Source organism: Lentzea sp. NBC_00516, assembly GCF_036346835.1.
Taxonomy (GTDB): Bacteria; Actinomycetota; Actinomycetes; order Mycobacteriales; family Pseudonocardiaceae; genus Lentzea; species Lentzea sokolovensis.
Map to the genome: position 1 here is coordinate 2821666 of NZ_CP107840.1, position 23847 is coordinate 2845512.

Sequence of the window (23847 nt, forward strand, 5' to 3'; positions counted from 1 at the left end):
CATCGACAAGTTCTGGTGTTTGACTGGGCACATGACGACTGCCGACCGCGTCGCGCGGCCCTCGATTCTCACGGTGGACGACGACCCGGCCGTGTCGCGGGCGGTGGCGCGCGACCTGCGCCGGATGTACGGCGAGCACTACCGCATCGTGCGAGCGGAGTCCGGCTCCCAGGCGCTCGAGGCCCTGCACGAGATCAAGCTGCGCGGCGAGGAGGTCGCGGCGTTGCTCGCGGACTACCGGATGCCGCAGATGAGCGGCATCGAGTTCCTCGAGCAGGCGATGGACGTGTTCCCCCAGGCGCGCCGGGTGCTGCTCACGGCGTACGCCGACACCGACGCCGCGATCCAGGCGATCAACGTCGTGGACCTCGACCACTACCTGCTCAAGCCGTGGGACCCGCCGGAGCAGAACCTCTACCCGGTGCTCGACGAGCAGCTGCGCGCCTGGGCGGTGAGCGACCGGCAGCCACCGCAGCGGGTGCGGGTGATCGGGCACCGCTGGTCGCCGCGTTCCTACGACGTGCGTGACTTCCTGGCACGCAACAACGTTCCCTTCCGCTGGCACGCGCTCGACGAGCCGGAGGCCCGCTGTCTGCTCACCGCCGCGCATCAGGACGGGACGACGCTGCCGGTCGTGGTCACGGCCCAGGGCACCGCGCTGGTCGACCCGTCGGACGCGGAGCTCGCCGCCGAGGTGGGCCTGAGCACCCAGCCCTCGGCCGAGTTCTACGACCTGATCGTCGTGGGCGGCGGACCCGCGGGACTCGGCGCCGCGGTGTACGGAGGGTCGGAGGGACTGCGGACCGTCCTGGTCGAACGGATCGCGACGGGTGGCCAGGCCGGCACCAGCAGTCGCATCGAGAACTACCTGGGCTTCCCCGACGGGGTGTCCGGCGGGCAGCTGACCGAACGGGCCCGCAGACAGGCGGTCAAGTTCGGCGTCGAGCTGCTCACCACCCGCGACGTCGTCGCCCTGGAGCGCCGGGGAGCCGCGCGCGTCGTGCGGTTCGGCGACGGCACCGAACTCGCGGCCCACACCGTCATCCTCGCCACCGGCGTCTCGTACCGGTTGCTCGACGCGCCCGGACTCGGCGATCTGACCGGACGGGGCGTGTACTACGGCGCCTCGACCACCGAGGGCCCGAACTGCGCCGGTCAGGACGTCTACCTGGTCGGCGGGGCGAACTCCGCTGGCCAGGCGGCCGTCTACTTCTCCGGGCACGCGCGGAAGGTGGTGATCCTGGTGAGGGGCGACTCGCTGGAGTCGTCGATGTCGCGGTACCTGATCGACCAGCTCGCGGCGATCCCGAACGTGGAGGTGCGCACGCACACCGAGGTCTGCGGCGGCACGGGTGACGATCACCTCGAGACGTTGACGTTGCTGCACAACAAGACCGGCGAGACGACGATCGTTCCGGCGGGCTGGTTGTTCGCGTTCATCGGCGCCGCCCCGCGCACGGACTGGCTGGACGGCACACTGGAACGCGACGAGCACGGGTTCCTGCTCGCCGGCCCCGACCTCGGCGGCTCACCGTCCGGCTGGGACCTCGAGCGGGCGCCGTACCACCTGGAGACGAACGTGCCCGGCGTGTTCGTCGCGGGCGACGTCCGGGCGGACTCGGTGAAACGGGTCGCGTCCGCGGTCGGCGAGGGCGCCATGGCGGTCACGCTGGTCCACCGTTACCTGGAGAGGTCGTGATGGAGAGGCTCACCGCGGCTGAGCTGCGCGAACTGTTCCTGTTCGAGAAGCTCGACCAGGAACAGCTGGACTGGCTGGCCGACCACGGCCACGTCGAGACCCGCGAGGCAGGCACGCCCGTGCTCACCGAGGGCGAGCCGGCGACGTGTTTCTTCGTGCTGCTCGAAGGCACGGTCGCCCTGTGCCGCACCATCGGCGGCCAGCGGATCGAGGTGAGCCGCAGCGACCTGCGCGGCTCGTACTTCGGTGCCACCCAGGCCTACCTGGAGCTCGACCAGCCGACCTACCAGATGACCGTCGAGTCGATCACCGCCACGTCGATGCTGCAGTTCGACGCCGACGAGTTCGGGCCGATGGTCCGCGCGTGGTTCCCGATGGCGATGCACCTGCTGGAGGGCCTGTTCTGGGGCATGCGGAACACCCAGGCGACGGTGGGCCAGCACGAACGGCTCACCGCGCTCGGAGCACTGTCCGCAGGCCTCACCCACGAGCTCAACAACCCGGCCGCGGCCGCCGTGCGAGCGACAGCGGCACTCCGCGAACGGGTCGCGGGCATGCGGCACAAACTCGCCCTCCTGTCGCAGGGAGCGATCGACCCGGCCACGCTGCCCTCCCTGGTGAAACTTCAGGAGAAGGCGGTCGAACAGGTCGCCAAGGCACCGAAGCTCAGCCCGTTGCAGGCCAGCGACGCCGAGGACGAGGTCGCCGACTGGCTCGACGACCACGGCATCAGCGGCGGCTGGGACGTCGCACCCGTCCTCGTCGCCGCCGGGCTGGACGTCGAGTGGCTGGAGAACTCGCTCACAGCGTGCCCGGCGGCCGTCACCGGATCCGCCGTGCACTGGCTCAGGTACACGGTCGAGACCGAGATGCTGATGAACGAGATCGAGGACGCCACCACCAGAGTGTCCACTTTGGTCGGTGCGGCCAAGCAGTACTCGCAGATGGACCGCGCGCCGTTCCAGGTGGTCGACGTGCACGAACTGCTCGACTCCACCCTGGTCATGTTCGGCGGCAAGCTCGGGGACGTCCAGGTGGTCAAGGACTACGACCGGACGCTCCCGCACATCCCCGCGTACGCCGGCGAGCTCAACCAGGTGTGGACGAACATGATCGACAACGCCCTGAGCGCGATGGCCGGTTCGGGAACGTTGAGCGTGCGGACCTTCAGGCAGGACAAGCACCTCGTCGTGGAGATCGGCGACACCGGCCCGGGAATCCCGGCGGAGGTCAAGAGGCGGATCTTCGAACCGTTCTTCACCACCAAGCCGGTCGGGGAGGGCACCGGGCTCGGGCTGGAGATCTCGTGGCGGATCGTGGTCAACAAGCACCACGGCGCGATCCGCGTGGAGTCGGAGCCGGGCGACACGCGGTTCCAGGTCCTGCTGCCCTTGGAAGCTACGGGACGTAGGTGATCCGGAGGGCCGTGCCGCGACCTGGCATCGACGAGGCCCTCTCCCGCGGTCCCCGATCCGCAGGTGCGCTGTGGCAGTCAAGACATCGTTCTGCCCACACCTCAGCTACAGACGACACAAGGGAACCACCCAGATGGCCTCCGCTCGCCGCCTCGACGGGCGACGAGCGAGGACACCTGGATGACCAGGTCAGGACCGGTCGAACTCCGGGATCAGCTCCCCGATCAGCCTGATGCTCGTCATCACCTCGTCCGCCCCGATCGGACCGATCTGCTGCAGGCACATCAGCCGGTCGATCCCGAGGTCCGCGTACGCCTGCAGCTTCTTGCGGCACGTGTCCGGGCTGCCGACGATCAGCGACTGCTGCGCCGAGAGCACCTCGAACAGCTCGTCCTCCGGCACGTCCTCGCCCTGGATGATCCGGCCGATCACGAGCTGCGCGTCCGTAGGGACGGCGTCCAGCTCGGCGCGCAGGAACTCGCCGGTGAGGCCGCCGTCGCCGGCCGAGAGGATGTCCTGGTGGCGTTGCATGGTCGCGGCGAACTCGGCTGCGGCGTTGAAGAAGCGCAGCGCTGTCACCGTGTACCAGGCCGCGGCGGCCGCTGCCCCGTTGCGCATGGCCTGTTCGTCGGTCTCGGCGCAGTGCACGAACGTGAAGTAGGCGACCTGGTTGTTGACGAACGAGCCGACCGGCGAGGTGCACTCGGCGGCGGCCGCGCGGTAGAGGTCGATCATGCGGGCGACCCGGTCGATGGACTCCCAGATCGTCGTGCCGAGCACGCCGACGCCTCGGCGGCCGGCCTCCTCGAAGGACGTCGGGGAGGCGGCGGCCTGCCACAGCGGCGGGTGCGGGCTCTGCAGGGGCTTGGGGACGATCGAGACGTCGGAGACGTCGTAGTGCGCGCCGGAGTGGGAGAAGTGGTCGGTGGTCCACATCTTCGGCACCATCTCGAACGCCTCGGCGGTCTGGGCGCGCGCGTCGGCGGGCTCGACGCCGAAGAGGTTCCACTCGGGGATGGTGGAGCGGGTGAGGCCGAGTTCGACGCGGCCGCCGCTGAGGTGGTCGAGGGTGGCGGCGCGTTCGGCGACGCGGATCGGGTGGTTGAAGCGGCCGGGTGCCAGCACGGCGGCGTGGCCCAGGCGGATGCGGGAGGTCTGCTGGGACAGGGCGGCGAGCATCAGCTCGGGCGCGGAGGACAGGCTGAACTCGCCCGCTCCGTGGTGCTCGACCTGCCACCAGCAGCCGTAGCCGAGCTCGTCGGCGAGGCGGGCCTGGTCGAGGGCCTGGCGGAAGCGGAACTGCTCCGTGGCAGGGCCGGGGTTCTGGATCTCGTTGAACAGATCGATCTTCATCGGCACACACCCTCACCTCGCGCGGACACCAAGGCTGATGTCTCTGTGAGCGATCGGGTCGTTACGCGGCCAATACAAAATCCCCGAACGGAGCAGTCCGGCAGCGCGCCGCTCAGACCCTTGTCTGCTCCCGCACCGGCCTGACCGCGTCCGGCACGCGATCGACTTCGGGGTAGGCGCAGGTGAAGGTGCCGTGATAGCCGAAGAGCGGTCCGAACCGGTGGTTGGTGACCTCGACGTTGATGCGGAATCGGCCCAGCTCGTCGTCGTAGGACTCGCGGACCTCCGCGGTACCGGTCACCAGACCGGGAATGCGGAAGTGCAGCGGGCCCTCGTGGAAGCGCTGCTCCCCGCTGCGGATCAGGAGCCCACCGCGTTCGTCGACGGACAGGTGCAGGTCGACGGAGACGTGCTGGTGCGTGCCCAGGTAGTCCACGACGGAATCCCGCTCGCGGCTGTAGATCATCGTGGCGTCCCAGCGCCGGGGCCGGTCGAAGTCGAAGGTGCGGACGAACGTCACCGTCTCCCTGCCGAGCGAGTCGAGGTAGGGGTAGTTCTCGATGGTGAACGGGATGTCGCGGCCGTGGCCCGGCAGGAGGATGTGGCGCTTGGCCCCGAGCCAGAGGAACGGCCGGGTGAAACCGCGACCGTGCCACACCCGGTCCATCGTGCCCGTGCCGACGCAGGCCACGCCGTCCGCGCTGGCGAAGCCGAATCGGCGTTGCAGCTGCGGGTGCAGGCGGTCGAAGTCGTCGCCGAGGGCGCGCTGGAAGATCGACGTCATGGAAGCTCCAAAGTGGACAGGGTGGACGGTGCCGTCGACGAACGGCGGTCCGGTGGAGTGCGCCGGCACCTCCTGGCAGCCGGCGTGGACGGCGACGGCGGGGCCAGCAGGGCAGCGAGCGTGACGGCCGCGGCGAGCACGACCGGGGCGGCCCACCAGGCGACGGCGCAGACGGCGAGCCGCGTTCCCGCGTCCAGCAGCGCTCGCCGAAGCGACACCTCCGGTGGTACGCCGCGCTCCAGCCACAGCCGAAGCCGATCGAACGACCACGCCGTCCCCCACCCCAGCAGGAGACGGAACGGGCGATCGGCCAGCGCGCCCAGCCGGCCCCAGCCGGGCTGGTAGTCGTACCCGGTGAGGAACCGGATCCCCGCGCTGGTCGGCACGTACCGCCAGTAGCCGGACCCGCTGCGGATCAGGGACAGCGGATGCGCCGAGCTGAACCGCAACGCCGACGTCCGCGAGCCGTCGGGCTTCGTGCGTTCACCGACGCTGATGCCGGTCCCGTCCACCGTCAGTCCGGGCAGGACGCGGACGGCGTACCGGAAACGCTGCGCCGCGTCCGGTTCCGCCTTCGGCAGGTAGTCGATCCAGGTGAACCGGAGGTCCCACCGTTGGTGCAGACGCGGTTCCTGCGTCTGCCGCCACAGGTCGTCGAGGTCGGTCCTGATCACCGTCTCCACGTAGAGCGTTCGTCGTCGCGCCATGTGACCCCCTGCTGTTTGAGCATCTGCTCAAACAGCAGGATAACCAGATTTGAGCAGATGCTCAAACAGGTGGTGACCAGGTACGGCTAGGCGAGATGCCCGTCCGGCCGCACGAGGCCGGCCTCGGTCTCCACGTGGCCGCCGCCGCGCAGCCGCTCGAAGAGCCTGTCGCCGCCCGGTAGCCGCTGGTCGCGCACACGCCTGCCGGTGGCGTAGGCGACGTCGAGCCCGGACAGTCGTTCGGCGAGCTGCTGGGACATGTCCGGCGCGGACGCGATCAGCCCGCTGACGACCGCGCGCAACGCCTGCCCCTCGGCTGAGTACGCCGTCATCAGGGCGGTCTGCGCCCTCGTGTGGCGGAGCAGGTCGGCGCCCACCGGATGACGTTCGGAGTGGTAGGTGTCGAGCAACGCGGGGTCCGCGCGACCGGTGACGACGGCAGCGAGCTTCCAGCCGAGGTTGTGCGCGTCCTGGATGCCGACGTTCATGCCGACGCCGCCGGTCGGGAAGTGCATGTGGGCGGCGTCGCCCGCCAGCAGGACGGTGCCGGAGCGGTAGGCGGCGGCCTGGCGGGTGGCGTTGCCGAAGCGCGACAACCACTTCGGGTCACGCATGCCGAAGTCGGTGCCCGCGATCGCCTTGACCGTGGCACGCAGCTCGTCGAGCGTCAGCTCACCAGGCCACTCAGGCTGATTCGAGGCGGGATCCCCGCCGACGACGCGATGCACGCCACCGGGCAGCGGCACGACCATCAGGCCGCCGTCGGGGCCGGTGACGCTCGCGAACCCACGCGCGGGCGGGTCGTCCAGGACGACGTCGCCCAGCCAGCCCCAGGTCGTGGCGTCGGCGCCGGGGAAGTCGATGCCCGCCGCCTCCCGCACGACGCTGCGGGTGCCGTCGCAGCCGACCACGTGACGTCCGGCGACGACCTCGCCATCAGCCAGTTCGACACCTTCCGGGGTCAGGCCGGTCACCCGGCAACCCCGCCTCACCGTCGCGCCCATGCCGACGGCGCGCTGTTCGAGCAGTTCCTCGGTGCGGGCCTGGGGCAACGCCAGCGTGAACGGGTACGGCGTGTCCAGCACCGAGAAGTCCATGCGGTCGGACAGCCCGCCGAAGTGCCCGTTCGGGATGCGGATGCCCTCCTCCAGGAACGGCTCCGCCACTCCCCGGCAGTCGAGGATCTCGATCGTGCGGGGGTGGATCGTGAGCGCCTTGGAGTTCGAGTCCCGTTCCAGCCGCGTTTCCAGCACCACCACGGAGGCCCCTCCCAGCCGCAGCTCTCCGGCCAGCCAGAGCCCGGTCGGCCCCGCGCCCACGATGACGACGTCGTACATGACTCACTCCCTCTTGGTCACTGACCAATGCTTCGCGGTCGAGTAGACTAGGTCAGTGACCAAGAGTCAAGCGGACGTGGTGCGGACCGCGCTGGAGATCCTCGACGAGCGCGGCGCCGACGCGGTGTCGATGCGTGCCATCGCGCAGAAGCTCGACGTGCGGATGAACACCGTCCTCTGGCACGTCAAGACCAAGGCGCGGCTCGAAGAGCTGATGGCCGACGCGATCGTCGCCGGCGTCTCCCTCGACGGCCTGCCGGAGGACTGGCGTGAGCGGGCCGCCGAGATCGCGCGCCGCTATCGGCGGGCGCTGCTGGCGCACCGCGACGGTGCCGCCGTCGTGGCGGGCACCTACGCCGCGGAACCGGCCACTTTGGACACGGCGGAGGCGCTCGTCGCCGCGCTGCTGGACGGCGGGATGTCCGCCCGGGACGCCGCGTGGACGTGCTGGAGCGTCATCTACTTCATCTTCGGCCTGGCGCAGGAGGAACAGGCGCTGGCCCACGGTTCGGTCGATCTCACCGTCGGAGCACGACCTGCGCTGGAGCGCGTTCTACCTTTCCTCGCCGAGGAGTCGTTCGACGCCCGGTTCGAGTTCGGGATCGCCAAGCTGCTGGCCCAGTGAGATCAGCGCGTCCGCAGTGGCGCGGTCGGCGGGCAGGTACGTGACGATCACCTCGGCGCCCCCGTCGGCCAGCAGGTACTCGTAGCTCAGGCTCAGCGGGCCGGCTGAGGTGTTGAGCCGGATCAGGCCGTCGGTCTTGACCTGCACGTCGTGCAACGAGCACAGCCGCGCGAACTCACGACTCGCGGCGGTGAGCTCGGCAACGAGCGCGGCCAGGACGGGATCACCGGGATAGCGGCTGCTTTCCTGCCGCAGCACGGAGACCGTGTCGGCGGCGACCACGTCCCAGTCGGCGTAGTAGTCCCGCGCGTCGGCGGCGAGGAACACGTGACGAGCGGCGTTGCGGCCCGGTCCGGGGTGGTGCCGGGGCAGCACCGCTTCGCCGAGCCGGTTCGCGTGGAGGATCTCCTGCCAGCGTCCCACGAGGATCGCGGGAATCCCGTGCATCGCGTCGAGCAACGCCCGAGCGCCCGGCCGGACCCGTTGCGGTGTAAGGACTGCGGGACGGTGCGGACGGGCCAGGCGCAGCAGGTGGTCGTACGCCACCGCGTCGAGGCCGAGCACCCGTGCCAGCGCGCCGAGCACGGCGTCGGACGGCGATTCGGCACGGCCCTGTTCGAGCCGGACGTAGTAGTCCACGCTCACCCCGGCCAGCAGCGCGACCTCCTCGCGCCGCAGACCGGGCACCCGGCGGCGGGTGCCGGAGGCCAGACCTCGGTCCTCCGGTGCCACCCGTGCCCGGCGTGCGGTCAGGAAACTGCCGATCTCACCGTCCACCCGCACAGCATTTCACTCCCAGACGGGCACTTCACCCGCGAAACGCGCACCGAACCCGCCGTTCGGCAGGATCTCGGCGATCGCGGCCAGATCCGCGGCGCTCAGGACGAGGGACGCCGCGCCGACGTTCTCCTCGACCCGCTTCGCGCTGCGCGTGCCGGGAATCGGCACGATGTGCTCGTCCTGCGCGAGGTGCCACGCCAGCGCGAGCTGCGCGATGGTGGCGCCCTTGTCCGCGGCCAGCACGGCGAGTTGCCTCGTGGCCTCGACGTTCTTCTCGAAGTTGCCCGGCTGCCAGCGCGGATCGGTCGAGCGGATGTCCGTCTCGTCGTAGGACGAGCTCGGCCGCGCGGTGCCCGTCAGGAACCCGCGCCCCAGCGGCGAGTACGGCACGAACCCGATGCCGAGCTCGGCCAGCACCGGGAACACCTGCTCGGCGTCCCGTTCGAACAGCGAGTACTCGGTCTGCAGCACGGACACCGGCAAGACGGCGTGCGCGCGGCGGATCGTCTGAGGCCCGGTCTCGCACAGCCCGAAGTACTTCACCTTGCCCGCGTCCACGAACTCCTTCACAGTGCCCGCGACGTCCTCGATGGGCACCGAGGGGTCGACGCGGTGCTGGTAGAGGAGGTCGATCGTGTCGACGCCGAGGAACCGAAGGCTGTTCTCGACGACCTCGCGGACGTGCTCAGGCCTGCTGTCGGTGCCGTAGTCGTGGGTGAAGCCGAACTTCGTCGCGATCACGACGTCGTCGCGCACGGACTTCAGCGCACGGCCGACGACCTTCTCGTTGTCGCCCCAGCCGTACATCTCGGCGGTGTCGAACAACGTGACGCCCAGGTCGTAGGCGCGCTGGATCGCCTCGGTGCCGCCCTGCTCGTCGCTGGCACCGTACGCGAGGTTGATCCCCATGGCGCCGTAACCGATCGCCGACACCTTCAGTCCCTGCCGGCCGAGAACCCGTTGCTGCATCGGACACACCCTTCTTCGTGGTGTCCTCAGCCTCGCCCGGCACGGCGGAATGTGGCAGGCCCGCGATTTCCTGGTACTGCCAGACCTACCTTCCGCGGAGGGGTGCCCTGCCCCCGAGCAGGGCACCCCCACGGCCCTACTTCACCGCGTAGGCCCTGGTGATCGTCTCCGTCACCGAGTTGCCCAGGACGTCGGCGGCCGTGGCGCGCAACGACGCGAAGCCCGTCGTTCCGGCCGGAATCTCCAGCTTGCCGCCGGAGACCTTGACGCGCTGCCAGGTCACACCGTCGTCGAAGGACACCTCCACCCCGATCGACCGCACGTTCGCCGAGGGGGCACCGGGCTGGTGCGCGACCGACACCGTGCCGCGCACTGGACCGTGCGCGGTGTTGTGGTCGTCGAGGTCCAGCGCGTACCGGATGTCGAGCAACGGCAACGCCGCCCGCTCGTCCGTGCCTGACCGCGCGTGGAACCGCCACTCCGAACGCACCTTCGTGGACAGTGCGGGAGTGAGGTTGCCGGTCGGTCGCACGGCCTCGGCGGCCAGCGTGAACCAGCCGGGGCCGGACGGCACGTCGAACGTGCCCAGCGCCGGACGGTCGTTGCCGCGGCCGATCTCCTTGCCGTTCTTCGACAGCACGGTGGTGCCGGTGTGCGACGGGTCGAAGTAGCTGACCGTGCCGGGATCGCTGTCGGAGAACATCGGGATCATCAGGCTGATCCGGTCACGCGACCGGTACGCCCACGGCAGCGGCTTGGCGTCCGCCCGCGCGATCGGCAGCGTGGTCAGCTCCGGCCCGAACGGTGCGGCGAAGACGCGGGACGTCCGCTTCTCCCCCGCCTTCACCGAAACCGGGAGCGTGATCTCCGAGTACGGCTGGCTGCCGTCCGGCAGGAACGCGCCCGCGTCGAACAGCTGCACCGCGGCGGCGGGTGAGATGTAGTCGGTGCGGCGCTGCGGCCACTTCGACTCGACGTCCGCTCCCGCGCGCATCGGCCCGACGGTCCACGACGCGGCACCGAACCGGTAGGTGCCCGCCGGCATGGTGTCGATCAGCCTGCGCTCGATCCGGCCGAGACCGGCCTTCGCGAACTTGAAGCCGTACCCGCCGGGCAGTCCCTTGACCTCCTGGCCGAGGAAGTACGACACAGGACTGTTGGCACGCACGGACATCGTGGCTTCCACGGTCCGCTCCGCCATCAGGTCCTGCACGCGACGCAGTTGCGCGGAGTCGAAGATCAAGCCGGTGGGCAGCGCGGGTTCGGCCGCCGAACCCGAGTCGATGGTCGGGTTGAAGTAGGAGAGCACGGCCCGCGCGCCCTTCTGCTTCAACAACTCCACGCCGCTCATCAACTGCTCGCCCGGCGGGTACACCGGGTCGTGCCAGTTCTTCGGCGCGATCACCGCGATGGCGCCGGAGACGTCGGCCGCCTCGATCGACGCGCGATCAGCCTCGCCGACGCCGACCAGCCGGCCGGTGTAGCCGCCGGTGAAGTCGGTGGTCCACGGGAAGTACGTCTCGCCGAGCTCGAACCCTCCAGCCCCGCTCAGCGCCGTGAGCGCCCACGGGTGGTTCCAGTAGCTGAGGTTCGTCAGCGACAGACCGCGGACGTTCGGACCGGCGACGCTGTACAGCCGTGCGCCCTCCCTCGGCACGCCGCCGCCGCGCAGGATGCCCGCGGACTCCAGCGGGCCGGACTCGTCGGGGTCGGACAGGAGCCCGAACCCGCCACCGAACTGCGGCCGCGCATCCGGGTCGTCCACCCCGACCGTGATCGGCCTGCCCGCCTTGGTGTTCGCGTCGACCGTCGTGTCCCCGGCGACCTCCACGCGTTGGGCGAACAACGTGTTGTCGCCGGTCAGCTCCGCGATGAGCCCCAGCACGCGGTAAGGACCGCCCGGCACCGTGAGGCTCAGCGAGTCGGTGGACGTGAAGTCCCCGAACGCCTGGCCGGTGCGCTCGTTCTGCACGATCACCAGGGACTGGAAGGACTCTCCGGACCTCGGCGGGACCTTCACGGTCAACGTCCGCTTCTCGCCGTTGAACTGCCCGGTCACCGGCGTCGTCAGCACGACGTCACCGGCACGCGCCCGCAGCACCCCGGTGAGCTCGCCCGCCGGTTGCGCCGTGGGACGCGCCGTCACCCTGACCGACGCCGAACCACCGGCCGGCACGGTCACCGACTTCGCCACCGAGAGCACGTTCCTCCGGTCGACCTCCAAGTCCAGAGCCAGGGTGACCGGCTTGCCGCCGGAGTTGACGTAGGTGATCTCGCGGGTCGCCTCGGCGGTGCCCCACACCGTGCCGAACCCGGCCACGCCCTCGGCCCGGACCTGTTGCGCGACACCGCGAGCGACGTCGAGCCTGCCCGCGCCCTGGGCCAGCGTGGAGATGCCCGGCAGTCGCTGGGACGAGCCGATCAACGCGTTCTTGATCTGTTCACCGGTCCAGTCCGGGTGCCGCTGCGCGAGGATCGCGGCGGCACCGGCGACGTGCGGCGACGCCATCGACGTGCCGGAGAGTTGCGCGTAGTTGTCGCCCACCGCGTACTCGGGCAGCAACCCGGCCGCCCGCGCGGCCACGATGTCCGTGCCCGGTCCGGCGATCTCCGGCTTCAGCCCGAAGTCGCCCAGCCGCGGTCCCTGGCTGGAGGTCAGGTTGAGCTCGTCCTGCTTGGTCACGTTCGCCACGGTGAGCGCGCGATCGGCGGCACCGGGGCTGCCCACGCTCTCGCGCAACCCGTAGTTGCCGGCCGCGATGACGAAGAGCGTGCCGCTGGACGCCGAGAGCTCGTTGACCGTCTGGGACATCAGGTCCGTGCCGTCGGTGACACCGCCGCCCAGGCTCATGTTGACGACGTCGGCACCCTGCTCGACGGCCCACCGCATGCCGTTGAGGACCCAGTCCTCCCGGCCGCCGAACTCGCCGAGCACCTTGCCGACCAGCAGCTTCGCGCCGGGCGCGACGCCCTGGTAGCGGCCCTGCGAGGCCGCGCCGGTGCCCGCGATCGTGCTCGCCACGTGGGTGCCGTGCCCGTCGGTGTCCTGCACGCCCTCGCCGGTGAAGTCCGCCGAAGTGTCCACAACGGACTTGAGGTCCGGATGCGCCGTGTCGTACCCGGTGTCGAGGACGGCGACCTTCACGCCGTCACCGCGGAACCCCGCCTGCCACGCCTTCGGCGCACCGATCTGCTTCACGCTCTCGTCGAGCGTCGGCCGCACTCGGCCGTTGAGCCAGATCTTCTCCGTCGCGAGCCGGGCCGATCCCCGTTCGCGCCACCGTCCCGCAGCCTCGGTCTTCGGGATGTAGACCGCGTTCACGCCCGCGGTCAGGGCGGCGGTGCCGGTGACGATCGTCGGCACGGTGGGCTCGTTGCGGTCGTCGTAGCCCTGCTGGACGAGTCCGGTGACGTCGAACAGCCGCTTGTCCAGCTTGCCGGCCTTCAGATCCGCGACCGCGTCCTGCGGCACGACGTGGTCGTGGCCGTCGAGCCGGTAGCGCCAGGCACGCAGCTGCTCGCGTCCCTTCGCCATCCGCACGGACGAGACGCGGTCACCGTCGACGACGACCTGGTCGCCGGTGATCAGCGTGACGATGCCGGGCGTGCCCGCGGCCTGCGGCTGCGGTCCGCTCGCCGCCGCGGGTTTCGCGACCGCGACGGAGAGCAGGAGCGCGGCCGCGAGAGCCGCGCTTCGTTTTCTGTACATGCGATTCCTTTGAGCAGGGATGGCCAGTTCCCCGAACCTAGGGCGCGCGAATCGTCCCGTCTGCGATCTTCATGACCTCTTCACAACTACCGGGATCTTCACGGTCAGGCCTCGGTCACGGCGTCGAGTGCCAGTTCGACGACTGGCGACAGCGAACGCATGAAGGTGGCGCTCACGTGGTTGTCGTCGAAGTTGACCAGCAAGTCGCCGACGACGGGCGGGCACTGGTCCTCGGTGCAGAGGTGGTCGCTGAAGTCGAGGAACGACACGTTGGCCGGCACGTCGAGCTGAGCGTACGGCGGAACGGGTGCGAGCAGGTCGGCACGAGGCGCGCCACAGCGGGCCGCGGGACCGTGCACCTGCACGCAGTCGAGCACCGAGAAGCTGTAGCGGGGGTTGTCGCGCACCGCGACCACCGGGATCTGCTCGGCGTCGAGCTGGCGCCAGCGGTCGACGAACCCCGGCGGCGTCTGCTCGGTGAGTCCTACTTGGACGTTGCGGGTGGCGAGCGTGAAGACGAAGTCGGGGCGCAGACCGATGATCTCGGTCGCCGCGCTCTCGTTCCACCGCTCGCAGGACTGGTCGCCTGGCACCTTCTCCGACCTCGTGGAGAACGGGCAGGCGCCCTTGAGCATGGCGATCAGCTGCCAGTTCCGCCGCTCCGCGATAGGCGCGAACGCGGCGAGGTACTGCTGGACGTGGGAGTCGCCGACGAGCACGACGCGTTTGGCGGGAGTGCCTTCGACCGGGCCATAACAGATGTCGAGTTCCTGGTTGTGCACAGATTTCGCGCAGTGCTGGCCGTCGAGCGCCGCGAAGTCCGTGGCCGGGATCTGCGCGGCCACCTCACGCGGTCCCGTCGGCTGCAGGACCGTCGTCGCCACCAAGAGCGGGATCAGCAGCAGAGCCGTGAGCGTGCGTGCCCTGAACCGAGACCTGCGCATGGGTTCCTCCACCAGGTGATGCGTGACCGCCGCGAGCACGAGTGACGCTCCGATGATCGCCACCCCGTCGAGCACGCCGACCTCCGTGCGGCCACTGAGCACGAGCCAGCCCACCAGCACCGGCCAGTGCCAGAGGTAGAGGGCGTAGCTGAGGTCGCCCAGGTACCGCAGCGGCTCGGCGGCCAGCAGGCGGTCGGCGCCGAACCTGCTACCGGTGGCTCCGGCGACGATCACCGCGGCGGCGCACGTCGTGGGCCACAACGCCAGGTATCCGGGGAATCCCGCGCCCACGTCCAGCACGATCCCGCAGACCACGAGTCCCAGCAGGCCTGCCCATCCCAGGACAGTCCTCAAAGGACTCACGAGGTCGATGCGTGACACGGCCAACGCCAGCAAGCCGCCAAAGGCGAACTCCCAGATCCGCGTCGCCGTGTGGAAGTAGGCCAGCGGCTGGTCGACGGCGGTGAGCCACACCGAGTAGCCGAGCGAAAGCACGAAAACCGCTGACAACACACGGAAAAGCGATCGGCGCAGCAGCGTGACCACCAGGACCAGCAACGGCCAGACGAGGTAGAACTGGCCCTGGATCGACAACGACCAGAAGTGCTGCACGACGCTCGCCTGCTCGTGCTGGGCGTAGTAGTCCGTGGAATCCGACGCCAGCTGCCAGTTCTCCAGGAACAGCGCGGACGCGATCACCTCGCGCACGGTCTGCGGCCAGCGGTTCTCCGGCAGCAGCACCGCCCCGGCCACCAGCGTCGCGCCGAGCACCACGACCGCGGCGGGCAGCAGCCGCTTGGCCATCCTGCTCCACAACACGCGCAGGTCGAGCCGGCCGCGCCTGGTGGCCCGCACCAGCTGTCCCGTCACCAGGAACCCGGAGATCAGGAAGAAGACGTCGACGCCACCGGAAACGCGGCCCAGCCACACGTGGTAGACGACCACGAGCAGTGCGGCGACCGCGCGCAAGCCTTGCAGTTCCGGACGATAGGTCCGCTCGCGCGGTGGCGAACTGTGATCACTTCCTGACACGCCTGCGAGGCTGACGCCCGAACGCGTTCCAGTACATCCGTGGCAACACCCAACTTCGCCCCGCACCACCCCTCCTGACGGCCGGTAGTTGAGTGACAGGACGGATCGTCAGAGGAGCGGCGACCGGGAATCGTTGGTGGCACACACCTCCGACCGCTGCTGGGAGGCGCCATGGTCCACACCGACCGACCCACCCGCACTCGACGGCCGCTGAACTGGGTCCTGCTCGGGATCGCCCTGGCCCTGTTGATCGCCGGGATCACCGCGCCGCACGCACTTCTCGTCGCCGCCGGGCTGATCGTGGCGGGTCTGACCGGTCTGGGTCACCAGCGCTGACCACGTGTGCCCACCACACCTGACCGGAAAGGGAGGCGACCATGTCCACAGCGGGACGACTGGCCGGACGCACCGAACGGGCTGATGCCATGCAGGCACGCGACATCGCCATCAACGTTCCGACCGTGACGGTCGACGACCCGATCACCAAGGCGGTGCGGGTGATGGCGGTCAACCGGCTGCCGGGGCTGATCGTGGTCGACGACCGCGGCCGGCCCTGGACGGTGCTGCCAGGCACTCAGGTGCTGCGGCTCGCGGTTCCCCAGTCCTATCAGGAGGATCCCGCGCTCGCCCGCGTCGTCGACGAGGGCTACGCCGACCAGTTCTGGATGGAACTGAGCGACCGCACCGTCGGCGACGTGGCACCGAACCAGCGCGCCAAACCCGCGACCGTCCGCGCCGACGCGACCCTGCTGGAGGTCGCCGCGCTGATGGCCCGGCAGCACAGCCCGCTCGTCGCCGTGGTCGACGACGCCGGAGCGCTCGTCGGCGCGATCACCCTCGACCGTCTCATCACCTCGCTCGCGGTCTACACCGCCGAGGACTGAACCCGGGCCATCTGTCCCCGTCACCGCCGGCGCGCTGAACTCGCGTCGGCGGTGACACCCATCCCGTTGGGAGATCCGTGAGCGCCGCCCTAGCCCTGACGATCTTCCTCGTCGCGTTCTTCTTCATCGCCACCGAGAAGGCGAACAAGGTCAAGGTCGTGCTGGTGGCGGCCGGGCTGATGGCCGTGTTCGGCCTGGTCCCCGGCTCCGAGGTGTTCTACTCCGAGCACGCGGGCATCGACTGGAACGTCATCTTCCTGCTGTTCGGCATGATGATCATCGTCGGGATCGTCAAGCAGACCGGCGTGTTCGACTACCTCGCCATCTGGGCCGCCAAGAAGGCCCGCGGCCGCCCGTACCGGCTGATGGTGATGCTGATGGCCATCACCGCGATCGCGTCGCCGTTCCTGGACAACGTCACCACGATCATGCTCGTCGCGCCGGTCACGATCGTCGTGTGCAACCGGCTGCGGATCGCCGCCCAGCCGTACCTGATCGCCGAGGTGCTCGCGTCCAACATCGGTGGCGCCGCGACGTTGATCGGCGACCCGCCGAACATCATCATCGGCAGCCGGGCCGGGCTCACGTTCACCGACTTCCTCGTCCACATGGCGCCGATCGTCGCGGTCGTGTTCGTGGTGTTCGTGCTGCTCACGAAAGTCCTGTTCCGCAAGTCGTTCCAGTACAACGCCGAGCACGTCGAGGCCGTGATGGCGTTGCAGGAACGGCGGGCGATCACCGACCCCGCGATGCTGCGCCGCTGCCTGATCGTCTTCGCGGGCGTGGTGGCCGGGTTCGGCCTGCACTCCGTGCTGCACCTCGACCCCGCGATCGTCGCCCTGGTCGGCGCGGGTGTGATGCTGCTCGTGACGCGGGCCGACGTGAACGACGTGCTGGCCGAGGTCGAGTGGCCGACGCTCACGTTCTTCATGGGCCTGTTCGTGATGGTGGCGGGACTCGTGCACACCGGCGTCATCGAAACCGTTGGTACCTGGGCGGTCTCGGCCTTCGACGACAACTACTTCGCGGCCGCCACGGCGTTGTTGTTCGGTTCCAGCGTGCTCGGCGCGTTCTTCGACAACATCCCCTACGTGGCCACGATGACCCCGGTCGTAGAGGGCATGGTGGCGGAGATCCCCGACGCCGGGACCGGCCGTGCGCTGTGGTGGTCGTTCGCCCTCGGCGCGGACTTCGGCGGCAACGGCACCGCGGTCGCCGCCAGCGCCAACGTCGTCGCGCTCGGCATCGCCGCCCGCGCCGGACACAAGATCAGCTTCTGGCAGTTCACCCGCTACGGCATCGTCGTGACGCTGGTGAGCACCGCGATGGCCTGGGGTTACGTGTGGCTGCGGTACTTCTAGGCAGCGTGTCGCAGCACGGGTGACACCCAGGCCGTCACGACGCCTGCCAGCAGCACCGCGAGACCGGCGGCGAGCCCGGCCCGTGGATCGCCCAGCGCGACCGACAGGACTCCGGCCAGTGCCGCACCGAGGGGCTGGCCGAGACCCCAGGCGACCATCCGCGCCGTCGTGTTCACCCGCGACTGCAACTCCTCCGGGCACACCTGCTGCCGGTAGGTGATCCCGTTGATCACCACGAGCGCGCCGGTGATGCCCCAGTACGTCGCGGTCACGCAGAGGACGAGCCAATGTCCGCTGAGGAGAACGAGGACTCCGCCGAGCACGGACAGCGGTAGCGCGGCCAGCGACACCTTCGCGTTGCCCCAGCGCGCCGTCACCCGCGGGAACAACCGGGACGCGATCACCGCGCCCACACCCCAGCAGGTGAACAACACGGCGAGCCGGGCGTCCCCTTTCGGTGCGACGCCGAGCACCTTGTCGGCGAACGGCACGAGCACCGCCATCCACGCACCACTGGCGACCGAGTGTGTGGCGCCCACGAGCGTGAGGATCCGGATGACCGGTTCGTGCCACAGGAACCGCAGCCCTTCGCGCACGTCGTTGGCGAGTTCGCCCGCGCCGCGCACCGCCCGTGGATTGGCCATGCTGCTGGTGATCGCGCGCAACAACAACGCCGACCCCACAGCCGTCAGCGCGTTCACCGCCAGCAGCGCCGCCGGAGCGACGATCGCCACAAGCAGCCCCGTCACGCCTGGCACGACGAGCTCCACCACGGTCGTGCGCCCGTACAGCTTCGCGTAGGCGGTGGTCAGCTTCTCCTTGCCCACCAACGCCGGCAGCGCCCCGAAGTTGGCCGCGTCGAAGAACACGAACGCCGTCTGCGTCGCGAACGCCACCACCACGACGTGCGGCGCGGTCAGTCCGCCCGCCAGCCAGGCCAGCGGCACGCTCAGCAGCACGGCGGCGACCGTGAAGTCCATCGCCACCATCATCACGCGGCGGTCCAGCCGATCCGCGAGCGCACCGGCCAGCAGTCCGAACACCAGGTACGGCAACGCCTCCGCCGCCGTGACGGCCGACGTCCAGCCCGCCGAGCCGGTCAGCTGGTAGACGAGCACGGGCAGTGCCACCGCCGACACCACGGCGCCGACGACCGACAGCACGCGTGCGTTCAGGTACCGGCTGAAGTCGCGCTCAGGACTCACCGCTGCTCCCCCACCTCATCGTCGTACCGAGCGGCTACCGCCATCGCCCGTTCCCTCAGCGCGGCACGCAACCACTGCGGCTCAAGGACTTCCGCTCCCACTGACAGCCGCCACACCGCCCACTCGGCGTGCCGGGAGTCCTGAAAGGTGACCTCCATCCGCTGCCACCCGTCCTCGGTCTCCTCGGCGAGAACGGCCAGCGCGGTCCCCACCAGCTCCTCGCGCCGGGCCGGACGCACCCGCACCAGCACAGCGACCTGGTCATCACCCGCCCGGAACCGCTTACTGCGTTCCTGCCAGGCCCGGTCCAGGTCGACCCGGTCGGCGCGCCGCGCCGGTTCGTCCAGCTCCTCGGCGGCCAGGATCCGGGACAACCGGTACGTGCGGTCCTCCCCCGACCTCTGGGCCAGCAGATAACCCTGCTCCCGCACGGTGACCAGGCCGATCGGGTCGACCGTGCGCCACTCAGGCGCCTTCTCGTGCGCCTCGTAGTGGATTCGCAGCCGGTGCCCCGCGAACACCGCGCGCCGGACCTCCGCCACCACGGTGTCCGGCAGCTCCTCCTCGACCGCGCGACGCGACAGCAGATCGGTCTCCGGGTCGATGAGCAGGCGTTCCGCCGCGCCCGCCGCCGTCTGCCGATAGCTCTCCGGCAGCGCGTCGACCACCTTGAGCATGGCCGAGGCGAGGGCCGAACCGAGCCCGAACACCTGGGCGCCACGCCGTGAACCGGCGACCAGCAGGGCGAGCGCCTCGTCGTGGTTCAGGCCGGTGAGTTCGGTCTGAAAACCGGGCAGCAGCGCGAAACCGCCGTGTCGGCCGCGTTCGGCGTAGACCGGGACGCCCGCCGCGGAGAGCGCCTCGATGTCGCGCAGCACCGTCCGGGTGGAGACCTCCAGCTCGCGGGCCAGCGCCGTCGCGGACAGCTGACCGTGCCTGCGCAGCAGCAGGACCAGTGAGACCAACCGGTCGGCGCGCATGCGAAAACCCTACGGGAATACACGACACAGGATGTCGTGTATTGGTTGCGAGGCTGCACAGCGACATCCGAGAATCCTGAATGGAGCTGTTGTGGCAGTGGAACGAACGCCGATCAACCCGTGGCCCTGGTCGGCGGAGCTGGGGTACCACCAGGGCGAGGTCGTCACCGGCCAGACGCGGACGCTCTTCTGCGCCGGCCAGACCTCGATGAACGGCGACGGCAAGCCCGAGCACGCCGGGGACATGGCGGCGCAGCTGGCGTTGAGCCTCGACAACCTGGAGGCAGTGCTGGCCGAGGCGGGCATGACGCTCGCGAACCTCGTGCGGCTCACCGTCTACACCACCGACGTCGACCTGCTGTTCCAGCACTACGGCGTGCTGGCGGCGCGACTCGGCCAGGCGCGGGTGGCGCCGCCCACGACGATGCTCGGCGTGACGCGGCTGGCGATCCCGGACCTGATGATCGAGCTGGAGGGCACGGCGGTGGCGTAGGCGCGTCGTCGGCGCCGGCCAGGTCGGCGCCGACGGCAGCTCAGGGCCTTTTGAGGCGAGACGCAACGCCGTTGGTGCCTGCGGGGACTTCAAGGTGTGAGGACCACTGCGGAGCGAGAACGGGAGCGGACCATGCGGGCAGGGCCTGAGCACGCCGGTGCGGCGGATGCCCGAGGGCTGTCCCCCGACGACGACCAGGAACTGTGGGAGCAGGCCGCGAGCGGTGACGTCGCCGCGTTCGGGGAGTTGTTCCGCCGGCACTCCGGCGCGGTGTGGAACTACGCCTACCGGTTGACCGGCTCCTGGTCGGTGGCGGAGGACCTGACGTCGGCCGCGTTCCTCACCGCGTGCCGTCGGCTGGGCGATCTGACGCTGGTGAACCGCAGCGCACGGCCGTGGTTGTTCGCCGTGACCGGCAACCTGGCGCGCCGGGAGCACCGCGGACGAGGGCGGTTCGCGGCGGCGCTGGCCCGCCTCCCACGAGGTGGAAGCACCCGGGACCACGCCGATGACGTGGCGGACAAGGTCGACGCGGATCACCGGCTGCGGGAGGTGCTCGACGCCGTCGCCAAACTGCCCAGGGCCGAACGCGAGGCCGTCGAGTTGTGCCTGATCGGCGGCCTGTCCACCGCGGCGGCCGCGGCCGTGCTGGGCGTGGCCGAAGCGAGCATCCGCTCGCGGATATCCCGCGCTCGCAGCCGGCTGCGCGACACCACCCTGGACGCCACCACCCCCGAGGAGCGGCGATGAACAACGACGTCGATCTGCCCGCCGACCGACCGATGCACGACGACCTGCGGGAACACCTCTGGGAGCGGATCAGGCCCCAGGTCGAGGCCACCCTCACCGGCAGGCGTCGCCGATCGGTCGCCGTGCCGCTGTCGGCGGCGGCGGGGGTGCTCGTCGCTGGTGGTGTGCTGGTGTTCGGCCCGACCGGCACGCCCGGCCGCGTGGCCCCCGCGGCCGATCCCGCCGAGGTGCAACTCGCACAGGACTGCGTGAACACCACCATCGCCGACGGCGTGGACGTACCCGACCCGAAGAGCTGGCAACCGGGAGTCAAGATCAACGCCGACGTCACCGACGGGTGGTCGGAGTACCTGGTCATCCGCACGGACAGGGCCGCGGCGGTCTGCCTGGTGTCCGGCCGCACGACCGGTGGCATCACCGGTCCTGACGTTCCCGAGATGGAGGGTCGCGGCAGGCACAGCTACGCCAATCTCACCGCTGCCCGCCCGTTCGACTACTTCGACGCCTGGAACTTCCCCGACGGCGGAAGCATCCAGTTCGGGATCGCCACCGACGACGTGGTCGCGGTGTCGGTCGTTCGGCAGGACAACACCGTCACACCCGCGATGCTGCGCAACGGGACGTTCGCGGTGCACATCGACCGTGGTGAGTTGTGCGGCAGACCCGTCTACCCCGACACGCCGCCGGCGGCGAGCAACCTGCTGCGGGTCACGCTCAAGGAAGGTCAGGTCGTGGAAGGGCCGCTGTGCCAGCCAACTCGGTAGACGACGGACATCGCTGGGGGCGGAGAGTGACGGCTGTGGTCGGCACGTGCCTGACCGTCTCCATCTTCGCGGTCGTGGACGTGAAGCCCGCGAGCAGGACCTCTCCCAGCCACAGCGGTTCGAAACGGATGCTGGTCGACAGCGCTACCGGGATTGATCCGAGACAGGCGGCGGATCACCGTTCCGGGTCGCCCGATCACGCAGGAGTGCGGCCGCCCGCACGGACCAGTCGTGGTGTTCCTGTTCGAACAGCCGGCCGCGCAAGCACGTCAAGTAGGGCCCGATCGGAGACCCGTGGCGCAGGTAGGTCTCCTCGTCGAGGTCCCCGCGGAAACGCCGCAGAATCTTGTCGAGGATCTCTACCTTGGCTGCGGCTGCCGCGGCTCGTTGATCCAGTTGCGCGATCACCGGTGCCACGTCGACGTGGTCGACGGCTTGGACCTTGACCAGCAGGTCGTCACGGATGAACGACGGCTTGCTCACGGCGGCGGCGAAGCGCTCCAGTTCGGCGAGGCCGGCGTCGGTGACCATGAACAGCCGCTTGTTGGGACGGGATTGCTGGACCACCTCCCGGCCGCTGATCAACCCGTCGCTCTCGAGCTTGGACAGTTCCAGGTAGAGCTGTTGTGGTCGGGCGTACCAGAAGTTGGCGACACCCACGTCGAATGCCTTGGTCAACTGGTAGCCGCTGTACTCGCCGGACAACAACGCCGCGAGCACGGCATGCCGCAGGCTCATCGGCGCATCTCCTCATCGTCGACATGGGGGCAAGCTCATGATACCCATGGTTATGATTAGTCATCATTCTGACTAGGAGGACGACGTGCCAGTCACTGAACAGGTCCGCACCGCGCTGCGGGACAGCGATCTCGCCATCCGGTTCCACGGCACCGCGGGAACCAGCACCGCGGCACGTGCCGGCCTGGTCGTCGTCATCGACGGCTTGGCCCTGGCCAACCGATGAGGCCGCGGGAGAACGGTGTCCCGGAACCCGTTCGGAGCGGCAAGTACCTGCGCTACGTCGCCTTGGGCGACAGCCAAACGGAAGGCGTCGGTGACGGTGACGACATCGTGGGCCTTCGGGGATGGGCTGACCGGCTCGCCGAACACCTCGCCGTCGACAGTCCCGATCTCCAGTACGCCAACCTCGCCGTCCGTGGCCGCCGCGCGGGCGAAGTCCGATCCGAGCAACTGGGACCGGCTCTCGCACTGCGTCCCGACGTGGCCACCGTTGTCGCAGGAGTCAACGATCTGCTCCGGCTTCGAGTCGAACCCGCCACGGTGGTCGATCACCTGGAAGCGATGTTCGCCGCACTCACCGACTTCGGAGCCCGCGTGGCGACCGTGACCTTTCCCGACCTCACCAGGGTCATCCCCCTCGCCCGACCGGTTCGCTCCCGGATCCTCGACATCAACGATCGGATCCGCGCCGCGGCCGCTCGGCACGGAGTCGCTGTCGCGGAGATCGCTCGGCACCCCTCCGTCGCCGACCGTCGGTTCTGGAGCGAGGATCGGTTGCACTGCAGCCCCTTGGGCCATCAACTGATCGCCGCCGCGGTCGCGCACGCCCTGCAGGTGCCGGGCAGCAACGATTCCTGGAACGAGTCCCCACCACCGTTGCCCATCCCGCCGTCAACGCAATGGCGCGCCACCGCTGAACTGCGTTGGGCAGCTACCTTTCTCGGCCCTTGGCTCGGCAGGCGCCTGCGCGGCCAGTCTTCCGGGGACCAGCGCACGGCCAAACACCCTCAACTCCACCGCATCGAGGGACTGCGGAGCTGACTGCTCGGTCGAGCCGGTGACTCCACCGAGGCACACGCTCGGAGACCGGTCGGGCGGGCGTGGCATTTCACGCTGACGGCCTCGCGCGACGGAGCAGCTTGCTTGAGATTCACCTTGCTCACCACGAAGAAGCCTCCGACCAGAGCAAGACCGCACGCCTTCGGCGACGGCTCAACCAACTGCTGTTGCGCGCCCGGTTCCTCCTCGACCTCGCCGACCACCCCGAGCAGAGGATCAGGCGGAAGACGTGGCTCCGTTGGCTCCAAGGCGCGCG

Annotated in this window: 22 protein-coding genes; 11 read left to right on the plus strand and 11 right to left on the minus strand. The window is 69.8% G+C overall.

Annotation, left to right across the window (positions count from 1 at the left end; all coding sequences use genetic code 11):
- The first annotated feature begins 31 nt into the window (after window positions 1-31).
- Both OG205_RS12675 and OG205_RS12680 read left to right on the plus strand, forming a co-directional pair.
- Window positions 32-1699 (plus strand): FAD-dependent oxidoreductase, encoded by a 1668-nt coding sequence (locus OG205_RS12675; RefSeq protein WP_330276415.1) that lies wholly within the window; start codon window positions 32-34, stop codon window positions 1697-1699.
- Complete coding sequence (locus OG205_RS12680; RefSeq protein WP_330278156.1) at window positions 1699-3114, plus strand: ATP-binding protein; 1416 nt, start codon at window positions 1699-1701, stop codon at window positions 3112-3114. Before OG205_RS12675 ends, OG205_RS12680 begins: the two co-directional genes overlap by 1 nt.
- Before the next feature lie 189 nt (window positions 3115-3303).
- Here the strand turns inward: OG205_RS12680 and OG205_RS12685 are convergent, their stop codons facing one another.
- The 4 genes from OG205_RS12685 to OG205_RS12700 form a co-directional block, all read right to left on the minus strand.
- A complete protein-coding gene (locus tag OG205_RS12685; RefSeq protein ID WP_330276416.1) occupies window positions 3304-4467 on the minus strand; it encodes an LLM class flavin-dependent oxidoreductase in 1164 nt (387 codons plus the stop codon).
- Between the two features lie 112 nt (window positions 4468-4579).
- Window positions 4580-5251 (minus strand): DUF4166 domain-containing protein, encoded by a 672-nt coding sequence (locus OG205_RS12690; protein WP_330276417.1) that lies wholly within the window; start codon window positions 5249-5251, stop codon window positions 4580-4582.
- Window positions 5248-5958 carry a hypothetical protein gene (locus OG205_RS12695; RefSeq protein ID WP_330276418.1) on the minus strand — a complete coding sequence of 237 codons (711 nt, stop codon included), beginning with the start codon at window positions 5956-5958 and terminating at the stop codon, window positions 5248-5250. The genes OG205_RS12690 and OG205_RS12695 overlap by 4 nt, the downstream gene beginning before the upstream one ends.
- A gap of 86 nt (window positions 5959-6044) precedes the next feature.
- On the minus strand, window positions 6045-7295 hold the full coding sequence (locus OG205_RS12700; protein ID WP_330276419.1) for an FAD-dependent monooxygenase: 1251 nt from the start codon (window positions 7293-7295) through the stop codon (window positions 6045-6047).
- Window positions 7296-7350: 55 nt separating this feature from the next.
- Here OG205_RS12700 and OG205_RS12705 point away from each other — a divergent pair, with 55 nt between their 5' ends.
- Window positions 7351-7920 (plus strand): TetR/AcrR family transcriptional regulator C-terminal domain-containing protein, encoded by a 570-nt coding sequence (locus OG205_RS12705; protein ID WP_330276420.1) that lies wholly within the window; start codon window positions 7351-7353, stop codon window positions 7918-7920.
- Here OG205_RS12705 and OG205_RS12710 read toward each other — a convergent pair.
- The 4 genes from OG205_RS12710 to OG205_RS12725 form a co-directional block, all read right to left on the minus strand.
- Window positions 7849-8697, minus strand: coding sequence for a helix-turn-helix domain-containing protein (locus OG205_RS12710; protein ID WP_330276421.1), 849 nt, complete (start codon window positions 8695-8697; stop codon window positions 7849-7851). The two genes, OG205_RS12705 and OG205_RS12710, sit on opposite strands and share 72 nt — an antisense overlap.
- Before the next feature lie 12 nt (window positions 8698-8709).
- Window positions 8710-9669 (minus strand): aldo/keto reductase, encoded by a 960-nt coding sequence (locus OG205_RS12715; RefSeq protein WP_330276422.1) that lies wholly within the window; start codon window positions 9667-9669, stop codon window positions 8710-8712.
- Window positions 9670-9805: 136 nt separating this feature from the next.
- On the minus strand, window positions 9806-13378 hold the full coding sequence (locus OG205_RS12720) for a S8 family peptidase (RefSeq protein WP_330276423.1): 3573 nt from the start codon (window positions 13376-13378) through the stop codon (window positions 9806-9808).
- 104 nt (window positions 13379-13482) lie between these two features.
- Window positions 13483-15354: an acyltransferase family protein gene (locus tag OG205_RS12725; RefSeq protein ID WP_330276424.1), complete on the minus strand. Its 1872-nt coding sequence runs from the start codon at window positions 15352-15354 to the stop codon at window positions 13483-13485.
- Between the two features lie 171 nt (window positions 15355-15525).
- Between OG205_RS12725 and OG205_RS12730 the strand changes: the two genes are divergently transcribed.
- From OG205_RS12730 to OG205_RS12740, 3 genes are all read left to right on the plus strand, one after another.
- The gene (locus OG205_RS12730; RefSeq protein ID WP_330276425.1) at window positions 15526-15690 is read left to right on the plus strand and encodes a hypothetical protein; all 165 of its coding nucleotides are present in this window, start codon (window positions 15526-15528) and stop codon (window positions 15688-15690) included.
- 41 nt (window positions 15691-15731) lie between these two features.
- Window positions 15732-16238 (plus strand): CBS domain-containing protein, encoded by a 507-nt coding sequence (locus tag OG205_RS12735; protein WP_330276426.1) that lies wholly within the window; start codon window positions 15732-15734, stop codon window positions 16236-16238.
- 77 nt (window positions 16239-16315) lie between these two features.
- Complete coding sequence (locus tag OG205_RS12740; protein ID WP_330276427.1) at window positions 16316-17599, plus strand: ArsB/NhaD family transporter; 1284 nt, start codon at window positions 16316-16318, stop codon at window positions 17597-17599.
- Here the strand turns inward: OG205_RS12740 and OG205_RS12745 are convergent.
- Window positions 17596-18804 carry an MFS transporter gene (locus OG205_RS12745; RefSeq protein WP_330276428.1) on the minus strand — a complete coding sequence of 403 codons (1209 nt, stop codon included), beginning with the start codon at window positions 18802-18804 and terminating at the stop codon, window positions 17596-17598. The genes OG205_RS12740 and OG205_RS12745 overlap by 4 nt on opposite strands.
- Complete coding sequence (locus tag OG205_RS12750) at window positions 18801-19784, minus strand: helix-turn-helix transcriptional regulator (protein ID WP_330276429.1); 984 nt, start codon at window positions 19782-19784, stop codon at window positions 18801-18803. Before OG205_RS12750 ends, OG205_RS12745 begins: the two co-directional genes overlap by 4 nt.
- A 97-nt stretch (window positions 19785-19881) precedes the next feature.
- On the opposite strand from OG205_RS12750, the gene OG205_RS12755 reads away from it, so the two are divergent.
- The 3 genes from OG205_RS12755 (at window position 19882) to OG205_RS12765 (ending at window position 21791) form a co-directional block, all read left to right on the plus strand.
- The gene (locus tag OG205_RS12755) at window positions 19882-20277 is read left to right on the plus strand and encodes a RidA family protein (protein WP_330278157.1); all 396 of its coding nucleotides are present in this window, start codon (window positions 19882-19884) and stop codon (window positions 20275-20277) included.
- Window positions 20278-20409: 132 nt separating this feature from the next.
- On the plus strand, window positions 20410-21027 hold the full coding sequence (locus tag OG205_RS12760; protein ID WP_330276430.1) for an RNA polymerase sigma factor: 618 nt from the start codon (window positions 20410-20412) through the stop codon (window positions 21025-21027).
- Window positions 21024-21791, plus strand: a complete 768-nt coding sequence (locus OG205_RS12765; RefSeq protein WP_330276431.1) for a hypothetical protein — start codon at window positions 21024-21026, stop codon at window positions 21789-21791. The genes OG205_RS12760 and OG205_RS12765 overlap by 4 nt, the downstream gene beginning before the upstream one ends.
- A gap of 144 nt (window positions 21792-21935) precedes the next feature.
- Here the strand turns inward: OG205_RS12765 and OG205_RS12770 are convergent, their stop codons facing one another.
- Window positions 21936-22529, minus strand: coding sequence for a PadR family transcriptional regulator (locus tag OG205_RS12770; RefSeq protein ID WP_330276432.1), 594 nt, complete (start codon window positions 22527-22529; stop codon window positions 21936-21938).
- Between the two features lie 85 nt (window positions 22530-22614).
- Here OG205_RS12770 and OG205_RS12775 point away from each other — a divergent pair, with 85 nt between their 5' ends.
- Both OG205_RS12775 and OG205_RS12780 read left to right on the plus strand, forming a co-directional pair.
- On the plus strand, window positions 22615-22755 hold the full coding sequence (locus OG205_RS12775) for a hypothetical protein (protein ID WP_330276433.1): 141 nt from the start codon (window positions 22615-22617) through the stop codon (window positions 22753-22755).
- Window positions 22752-23573, plus strand: coding sequence for an SGNH/GDSL hydrolase family protein (locus tag OG205_RS12780; RefSeq protein ID WP_330276434.1), 822 nt, complete (start codon window positions 22752-22754; stop codon window positions 23571-23573). Before OG205_RS12775 ends, OG205_RS12780 begins: the two co-directional genes overlap by 4 nt.
- Window positions 23574-23847: the final 274 nt, after the last annotated feature.